The following is a 7947-nucleotide window of genomic DNA, read 5'->3' on the forward strand; positions in this document are numbered from 1 at the left end:
TCGATTTGCCGGCGCCGTTCTGGCCCATGAGGGTATGGACTTCGCCCGGAAACAGACGCAGGCCGACGTTGCTGAGTGCCTTGACGCCGGTGAAGGATTTATGGATGCCGGTGAGTTCCAGCGCCGGTTCGGCGCCGATGGCAGGAATGTTTTCTGAAGTTGCGTTCGACATGGCGTTACCGCAAGTGAAAAAACGGCGGGCCGAAGCCGCCGCACAAAGCCTGTTGAGCAGATCCGCCGCAACACAGAGGGGCATTGCGACGCATCGTTCAAGGCCCAGGGGTTACTCCAGAGCAGAGGAGAAACAACACCGGGAAATTGCTTCCCCGGTCATACGATCGGAGCCCTCATGGTTCGCATGCGGGCGGGAGACCGATCAATATCCGATATCAAGCATCAGTACTTGCGATTAGGGAATTCCTTGGCCGCGACTTCGGCCGGGAATACGCCTTCTTCAGTAGTGATCCGCTTCGGCACTTCCTTGCCGGCCTTGACGTCCTTGGCGATCGACATCAGTTGCGGTCCGAGCAGCGGGCTGCACTCGACGGTGACGTTGAGCTTGCCGGCCATCATGGCTTCGAACGCACCCTTCACGCCGTCAATCGAAATCACGAGGATGTCCTTGCCCGGTTTCAGGCCGGCTTCTTCGATGGCCTGGATGGCGCCGATGGCCATGTCATCGTTATGCGCGTAGAGCACGTTGATCTTCTTGCCGTCGGCCTTGAGGAAGGCTTCCATGACTTCCTTGCCCTTGGCGCGGGTAAAGTCGCCGGTCTGCGAGCGGATGATCTTCAGGTTCGGATTGGCTTTGATTTCTTGTTCGAAACCGGCCTTGCGGTCGATCGCCGGCGCCGAGCCGACGGTGCCTTGCAATTCGACGATGTTGATGTCGCCGGCCGGCAGCGTCTTGGCGCGATCCAGCAACCAGCGTGCAGCGCGGCGGCCTTCTTCGACGAAGTCGGAACCGATGAAGGTCACGTACAGCGACTTGTCGCTCACGTTGACGGCGCGGTCAGTCAGGATCACCGGGATCTTGGCGGCCTTGGCTTCGCGCAGGACGGTGTCCCAGCCCGATTCAACCACCGGCGAGAAGGCGATCACATCGACCTTTTGCGCGATGAAGGAGCGGATGGCCTTGACCTGGTTTTCCTGCTTCTGCTGCGCATCTGCGAACTTCAGGTTGACGCCGGCTTTCTTGGCGGCGTCCTTGATCGAGGCGGTGTTGGCAGTGCGCCATTCGCTCTCGGCGCCGACTTGCGAGAAGCCCATCGTCAATGGTTTGTCGGCAGCCACAGCGCCGGACAGGGCGCTCCAGCCCAGGGTCATGCAAACGGCGGCGCCCAGCAGGGTTCTGCGAGTCATTTTCATTGCTTGTCTCCAATTATGTTTATCAACACGTACTATTTTTATTTGGTGTCCGGCGCTGTCGTGGGGGAACGGAGGCGCCGTCATTTGCGTCTTCGCCGGCATCTGATGTGCAGCGAAATATGCCGGTCAATAGTAGGAGAGCGAGAAATATCTATCCAATGAATTTTTAGCGATTTCCGATACCGAAACAGGCATGGTGTTTTAGTCAACTACATCGATGACGAAATGCTGACAGCTAGATCGTTTTCGATATCAATGTTCACAAATTTTTCATTATTCCGCATCGGTAGCCGATGTTAGGATCGGCGCTGTTTTTGCTTCAGATAGCAGCCCAGGCGGAGCAGACCGCACAGCATCCGCCCAGATAATCGAGACAGCAACCGAGACGCCATGACCACAACCCCAGCAGCGCAGCGCGGCGGCGCGGCCGCCATTGAGACCGTGACCCTTCGCTCCGGACGTCAACGCCTGAGCGTGCTGCCCGGACTCGGCGCCGGCATCGCGGCCTGGGATCTGGAATGGCGCGGCGCATGGACGCCGCTGTTCCGCCCCTGGGCCGGCGCCGACGATCTCTATACGACAGCCTGCTTCCCGCTGGTGCCGTGGTCGAACCGCATCACCGAAGGCGGCTTCATGCACAAGGGCGCGCACTACCCGGTGCTGCAAAACCGCGCCGGCGAAAACTATCCCATCCATGGCGACGGCTGGCTGCAAGCCTGGCGCGTCGCCGGAAAAACCGACAACCGCATCGTGCTGGCGCTGGACTCGGCGCAATACGACGGCGATCCGTATACCTACCACGCGACGCAAACCCTGACGCTGAACGACGACGGCCTGACCATTGATCTGGAAGTCACCAATCGCGGCGCCGAAGAACTGCCGTTCGGCCTCGGCCTACATCCCTACTTTCCGCGCAACGCCGAAACGCGCCTGCAATCGCGCGCCGACGGCGTCTGGCTGTGCGGCGCCGATCCGATTCCGACCGGACATACGCGCGACTTCCCGGCCACCTTCGACTACAACCGGTTTGCGCCGGTGGAGTTCCCCGCCGACGGTCCGCTGATCGACAACTGCTTCACCGGCTGGGACGGTCTGTCGCACATCGACTACCCCGACCGCGGCCTGCGCCTGAGCATGCAGATGGAAAACTGCAACGGTTACAGCCTCATGTACCGCCCGCCCGGCCTTGACTATTTTTGCCTGGAGCCGATCACGCATCCGATCGACGCCTTCCACATGCCCGACCGTGACGGCCTGGTCAATCTGGCGCCGGACGCGTCCATGCGATTGCTCACGCATTTCATCGTGAGCGAGCTTTGAATCCGCTTTGAACCTGCCTTGAATTTGTTTTAAAACCGAACACACAATGACGCAAGCAACTCCTTCCACCTCCTCCACCGGCCTGATCGCGCTCGACTGGGGAACCACCTCGCTGCGCGCCTACCGCTTCGACGCCGACGGCCGCGTGGCCGACAGGCGCGCGTTGCCGTGGGGGGTCATGAACCTGCCGCCGGCGGAAGACGGTGCCGGTGCTTCTGCCAACTCTGCCAACTCTGCCGACGCCGGCTTCCGTCGCGCGCTGCAGGCCGCATGCGGCGATTGGCTGCGCGATTCCCCGGCCACGCCGCTGATCGCCGCCGGCATGGTCGGCAGCAAACAGGGCTGGCGTGAAGCGCCCTACCTCGACGTGCCGCTGGCCGTCAGCGAAGTCGGCAACACCATGACCATCGTCGACACCGGTTTCGGCGTGCCGCTGCACATCGTGCCGGGATTGCTGCAACGCTCGGCGCTGCCCAACGTAATGCGCGGCGAAGAAACCCAGGTCGCGGGCATCCTCGACCAGTTGCAGGTCGACGACATCCTGATCGGTCTGCCCGGCACGCATTCGAAATGGGTGCATGTACGTGGCAAGCGCATCGAGCATTTCGACACCTTCATGACCGGCGAGATGTACGCGGTACTGAGCAACCACAGCATCCTCGGCCGTACCATGCAGCGCGACGGCGCCGTGGATGCGACGGATGATGCCGCCTTCGTGCGTGGCGCATTGGTGGCGAAATCTTCCGACGGCCGCGCCGGCATGCTGTCCAACATCTTCAGCAGCCGCACGCTGGGCCTGACCGGCGAACTGTCGCCGCGCCGCGCGCGCAGGCGCATTACCTCTCCGGCCTGCTGATCGGCCACGAAATCGCCGCGCTGCTGGCGACCACCGGCGGCATCCGGCAACAGCGCATCGCCCTCATCGGCGACGATGCGCTGTGCGAACGTTACCGCCAGGCGCTGGCGCTGTACGACCTTATCCAAGTTGAAATCGCCGCTGCCGCCACCGAGCACGGCTTGTGGAAACTGGCGGCGCATGCCGGCCTGGTTTCCGCGTCATCGCGAACATAAAGAAAGTAGAACCATGCTGAAGAATCTTTTCCAGAACGCCCTGCAGCACTGCGGCCTGATCGCCATCCTGCGCGGCGTGCGTCCCGATGAAGTCGAAGCCATCGGCAAGGCCTTGTATGAAGCCGGCTTTCGCGTCATCGAAGTGCCGCTCAATTCGCCCGAGCCGTTGCAAAGCATCGCCACGCTGCGCCGCACGCTGCCGGCCGATTGCGTGATCGGCGCGGGCACCGTGCTGAGTCCGGAACAAGTCGCCCAGGTCAAGGCTGCCGGCGGCGAGCTGATCGTCATGCCGCACAGCGACGCGCGCGTGATCCATGCCGCCAAGGAGGCCGGCCTGTGCAGTGCCCCCGGCGTGGCCACCGTGACCGAAGCATTTGCCGCGCTGGCCGCCGGCGCCGACGTGCTCAAGATGTTCCCCGCCGAACAGCTCGGCACCCACGTCGTCAAAGCCTGGCGCGCCGTGATCCCGGCTTCGGTCGCCTTGCTCCCCGTAGGCGGCATCATGCCCAGCAGCGTCTCGGTGTTCGTCGATGCCGGCGCGTCCGGTTTCGGTCTCGGCTCGGCGCTGTTCAAGCCGGGCATGTCGGCCGCCACGGTCGGCGAAAACGCCAAGGCCTTCGTCAGCGCCTGGCAAACACGCAACGGCGATTCGACGCCGACCACTTAGCACCCAGATCACATTGCATAAAAGAAGCCGGTCGCAAGATCACCATCATGATCTGACGACCGGCCGCTCCTCAACCAGCCCGCAGCAAGACTGGGCGCTTTTTCTCAGAACGGATCATCTCCGATGAAAATCACAAAACTGACCACCTTTATCGTGCCGCCGCGCTGGTGTTTCCTCAAGATCGAAACCGATGAAGGTATCGTCGGCTGGGGCGAACCCGTGGTCGAAGGCCGCGCGCACAGCGTCGCCGCCGCCGTCGAAGAACTGGCCGATTACCTGATCGGCAAGGACCCGCGCAACATCGAAGACCACTGGACCGTGCTCTACCGCGGCGGCTTCTATCGCGGCGGCGCGATCCACATGAGCGCACTGGCCGGCATCGACCAGGCGCTGTGGGACATCAAAGGCAAGGCGCTCGGCCTGCCGGTCAACCAGTTGCTGGGCGGCCCGGTGCGCGACAGCATCCGCGTGTACTCGTGGATCGGCGGCGATCGTCCGGCCGACACGGCGAAGGCGGCCAAGGACGCGGTGGCGCGCGGCTTCACCGCCGTCAAGATGAACGGCACCGAAGAACTGCAATTCATCGACACCTACGACAAGGTCGAGCTCACGCTGGCCAATGTCGCGGCCGTGCGCGAGGCGGTCGGCCCCAACGTCGGCATCGGCGTCGACTTCCACGGTCGCGTGCACAAACCCATGGCCAAGGTGCTGGTCAAGGAACTCGAACAGTACAAGCTGATGTTCATCGAAGAACCGGTGCTCAGCGAAAACTACGAAGCACTCAAGGAAATCGCCCACCTCACCGGCACACCGATCGCGCTGGGCGAGCGCCTGTACTCGCGCTGGGACTTCAAGCGCATCCTCAGCGAAGGCTACGTCGACATCATCCAGCCCGATGTCTCGCACGCCGGCGGCATCACCGAGACGCGCAAGATCGCCACCATGGCCGAAGCCTACGACGTCGCGCTGGCGCTGCACTGCCCGCTCGGACCGATTGCGCTGGCAGCCTGCCTGCAAGTCGACGCCGTGTCGTACAACGCCTTCATCCAGGAACAAAGCCTGGGCATCCATTACAACGAGAGCAACGATTTGCTCGACTACGTCACCGACGCCGACGTGTTCAGCTACAAGGATGGTTACGTCACCATCCCGAACGGTCCGGGCCTCGGCATCGAGATCAATGAAGAGTATGTAAGGCAGCGCGCCGAAGTCGGACACCGCTGGCGCAACCCGATTTGGAGGCATAAAGACGGCAGCTTCGCAGAGTGGTAAAACCTGTCCGGGGTCCTACTGCGGAGCCATGATCCACCACCGTACGGTGCTCAGTCCTCACGTACATGAAGTACGTTCCGGTCCTTGCGCTCCGGTCGGCGGCGGCTGATGACTCCTCGCTACGGACCGCGAACAGGTTTCGATCTCTTTGAGTTCGCACGATTCTCTTCAATATATTTCATCCATGCGGCCCGCATCTGCTCAGCAGATCGGGCCGCAGCCACGTAAAATAACGGTTTTCCCCGCAGTTCCTCCATCAGGATTTTCATCATGCACTGGCCCCTCTTCGCCCTCGCCGTTGCCGCCTTCGGCATCGGCACTACAGAATTCGTGATCATGGGGCTCTTGCCTGATGTCGCCCGCGATCTCGGCGTCTCTGCGCCGGCGGCAGGCATGCTGGTATCCGGCTACGCGCTGGGCGTGGCGGCCGGTGCGCCGGTGCTGGCGATCGTCACCGCCAAATGGCAGCGCAAACGCGCGCTGGTCGGCCTGATGTGCCTGTTCATCCTCGGCAACGTGCTGTGCGCGATTGCGCCGAGCTACAACTTCCTGATGGTGGCGCGCGTGGTGACGGCGTTCTGCCATGCCGCGTTCTTCGGCATCGGCTCGGTGGTCGCCGCCGAACTGGTGCCGCGCGAAAAGCGTGCGCAAGCCGTGGCGCTGATGTTCACCGGCCTGACCGTCGCCAACATCCTCGGCGTGCCGTTCGGCACCGCGCTGGGCCATGCCGCCGGCTGGCGCTCGACCTTCGGCGCGATCACTGTGATCGGCCTGGCTGCCGTGATCATGCTGTGGATCTGTCTGCCGAAAAAAATCGCCATGCAAGGCGGCAGCATCTTCAAGGAATTCCGCGCCATCGTACATCCGCAAGTCCAGCTCGCGCTGCTGACCAGCACGCTGGCCTCGGTCAGCATGTTCAGCGTGCTGACCTACATCGCCTACATCCTGCTCGACGTCACCGGTTTCACCGCGCATCAGGAGAGCTGGGTGCTGCTGCTGTTCGGCGCCGGCATCACGGTCGGCGGCCTGATCGGCGGCCGCCTCGCGGACTGGCGATTGATGCCGGTGCTGTTCTCGATGTTCGTCTGCATCGCGCTGATCCTGGTGCAGTTCTCGTGGAGCAGCCGCTACCCGCTGCCGACGCTGATCACCATGTTCATCTGGGGCGCGTTCTCGTTTGCCGTTGTTCCTGCTGCGCAGATCCGTGTTCTCGACAAAGCCAAGGACGCGCCGAACCTGGCGTCGACACTCAATCAAGGCGCGTTCAATGTCGGCAATGCGACCGGCGCCTGGCTCGGCGGGCTGGCGATCTCGGCCGGCTTGCCGCTGACCGATCTGCCGCTGCTGGGCGCAGGCGTGTCGGTGCTGGGTTTCCTGACGGTGCTGACCTCGGCCTTGCTCGATCGGCGCGCAGCGCGCGTTGCGGCTTGATTCGGCGGGTCCTGAAAAAGTGCAGCTATAATGCCCTGCCATGAAACGCTACGTCCTCATTTTCCTGCTGATGCTGCTGCCCTTCCAGTTTTCCTGGGCGGCGGTGGCGTCGTATTGCCAGCATGAAAGCAATCCCGCTGCACAACACGTCGGCCATCACGCCGCTGCCGACAGCAAGCAACAGAAGCAGGATCAACACGCGGACAACAGCGATGACAGCAAACTCAACACCGGCAGCGATGCCGATTGCAGCTTCTGCCATTTCTCCTGCAGCAAGCCGATGAATTCGTACACCGCATGGACGCCACCCGTGCAGGAAAAGAACAGCTTCACTCTCTCCTTAGCCCCACTGTATCTCTCCCACATCGGGGAATCCCCTGATGAGCCCGACTGGATTCTCGCCGCCTAAGCCGGCGAGTCGTCTTTCCCTTTTTTCTTACTGCTGACCGCTCGCCGAATTCTTTCCCTTTCATCCGGAGAATTCGATGTACACCCGTTTCTATCCGCTGGGACTGGCGCTTCTGCTCGCCTGTCCGGCCTACACGCATGCGCAGGAGGCGGCAACGTCCCCGACGCTGAACATCACGCTGAACAATGCCGTCGCGCTCGCGCTCGACAACAATCCTGAACTGTCCGCCGCCCGGCACGAACTTGAGGCGGTCGACGCCACGGTCACGCAAGCTGGTGCGCGTCCCAATCCCGAACTGTCGACGCTGATGGAGGACACGCGTAAAAGCACGCGCACCACCACCATTCAGCTCAATCAGCCCATCGAACTCGGCGGCAAGCGCGCCGCCCGCATCGGCGCCCCCCGGGGG

Annotated in this window: 7 protein-coding genes and 2 pseudogenes; 7 read left to right on the forward strand and 2 right to left on the reverse strand. The window is 62.5% G+C overall.

What is annotated here, in order from left to right; translation table 11 throughout:
* A pseudogene (locus tag HLUSI_RS33230) lies at positions 1–172 on the reverse strand (sugar ABC transporter ATP-binding protein); the annotation flags it as partial.
* Positions 173–396: 224 nt separating this feature from the next.
* A complete protein-coding gene (locus HLUSI_RS0126105; protein ID WP_016836727.1) occupies positions 397–1368 on the reverse strand; it encodes an ABC transporter substrate-binding protein in 972 nt (323 codons plus the stop codon).
* A gap of 390 nt (positions 1369–1758) precedes the next feature.
* Here HLUSI_RS0126105 and HLUSI_RS0126110 point away from each other — a divergent pair, with 390 nt between their 5' ends.
* The 7 genes and pseudogenes from HLUSI_RS0126110 to HLUSI_RS30845 all read left to right on the forward strand — a co-directional run.
* Positions 1759–2688, forward strand: a complete 930-nt coding sequence (locus HLUSI_RS0126110) for an aldose 1-epimerase (protein ID WP_016836728.1) — start codon at positions 1759–1761, stop codon at positions 2686–2688.
* 46 nt (positions 2689–2734) lie between these two features.
* Positions 2735–3759: pseudogene (locus tag HLUSI_RS30840) on the forward strand (2-dehydro-3-deoxygalactonokinase).
* A gap of 13 nt (positions 3760–3772) precedes the next feature.
* The gene (locus tag HLUSI_RS0126120) at positions 3773–4426 is read left to right on the forward strand and encodes a 2-dehydro-3-deoxy-6-phosphogalactonate aldolase (protein WP_016836729.1); all 654 of its coding nucleotides are present in this window, start codon (positions 3773–3775) and stop codon (positions 4424–4426) included.
* Positions 4427–4549: 123 nt separating this feature from the next.
* Entirely contained in the window at positions 4550–5698 is a 1149-nt protein-coding gene (dgoD, locus tag HLUSI_RS0126125; RefSeq protein ID WP_016836730.1) for a galactonate dehydratase, read from the forward strand.
* 270 nt (positions 5699–5968) lie between these two features.
* Positions 5969–7129 (forward strand): MFS transporter, encoded by a 1161-nt coding sequence (locus HLUSI_RS0126130; RefSeq protein WP_016836731.1) that lies wholly within the window; start codon positions 5969–5971, stop codon positions 7127–7129.
* A 40-nt stretch (positions 7130–7169) separates the two neighbouring features.
* Positions 7170–7538 carry a cation efflux protein, CzcI family gene (gene czcI, locus HLUSI_RS0126135; RefSeq protein WP_016836732.1) on the forward strand — a complete coding sequence of 123 codons (369 nt, stop codon included), beginning with the start codon at positions 7170–7172 and terminating at the stop codon, positions 7536–7538.
* A 76-nt stretch (positions 7539–7614) separates the two neighbouring features.
* Positions 7615–7947: TolC family protein (locus HLUSI_RS30845; RefSeq protein ID WP_040503933.1), on the forward strand; the 333-nt coding region annotated here is incomplete at its 3' end.

Origin of the sequence: Herbaspirillum lusitanum P6-12, from assembly GCF_000256565.1 — a bacterium.
GTDB classification, from domain to species: Bacteria; Pseudomonadota; Gammaproteobacteria; order Burkholderiales; family Burkholderiaceae_D; genus Herbaspirillum; species Herbaspirillum lusitanum.

What these genes read in the sequence shown, in the direction of transcription:
- HLUSI_RS0126105 (WP_016836727.1), bottom strand. Translation starts at nt 1,368, where the DNA reads ATGAAAATGACTCGCAGAACCCTGCTGGGCGCCGCCGTTTGCATGACC.
- HLUSI_RS0126110 (WP_016836728.1), top strand. Translation starts at nt 1,759, where the DNA reads ATGACCACAACCCCAGCAGCGCAGCGCGGCGGCGCGGCCGCCATTGAG.
- HLUSI_RS0126120 (WP_016836729.1), top strand. Translation starts at nt 3,773, where the DNA reads ATGCTGAAGAATCTTTTCCAGAACGCCCTGCAGCACTGCGGCCTGATC.
- dgoD (WP_016836730.1), top strand. Translation starts at nt 4,550, where the DNA reads ATGAAAATCACAAAACTGACCACCTTTATCGTGCCGCCGCGCTGGTGT.
- HLUSI_RS0126130 (WP_016836731.1), top strand. Translation starts at nt 5,969, where the DNA reads ATGCACTGGCCCCTCTTCGCCCTCGCCGTTGCCGCCTTCGGCATCGGC.
- czcI (WP_016836732.1), top strand. Translation starts at nt 7,170, where the DNA reads ATGAAACGCTACGTCCTCATTTTCCTGCTGATGCTGCTGCCCTTCCAG.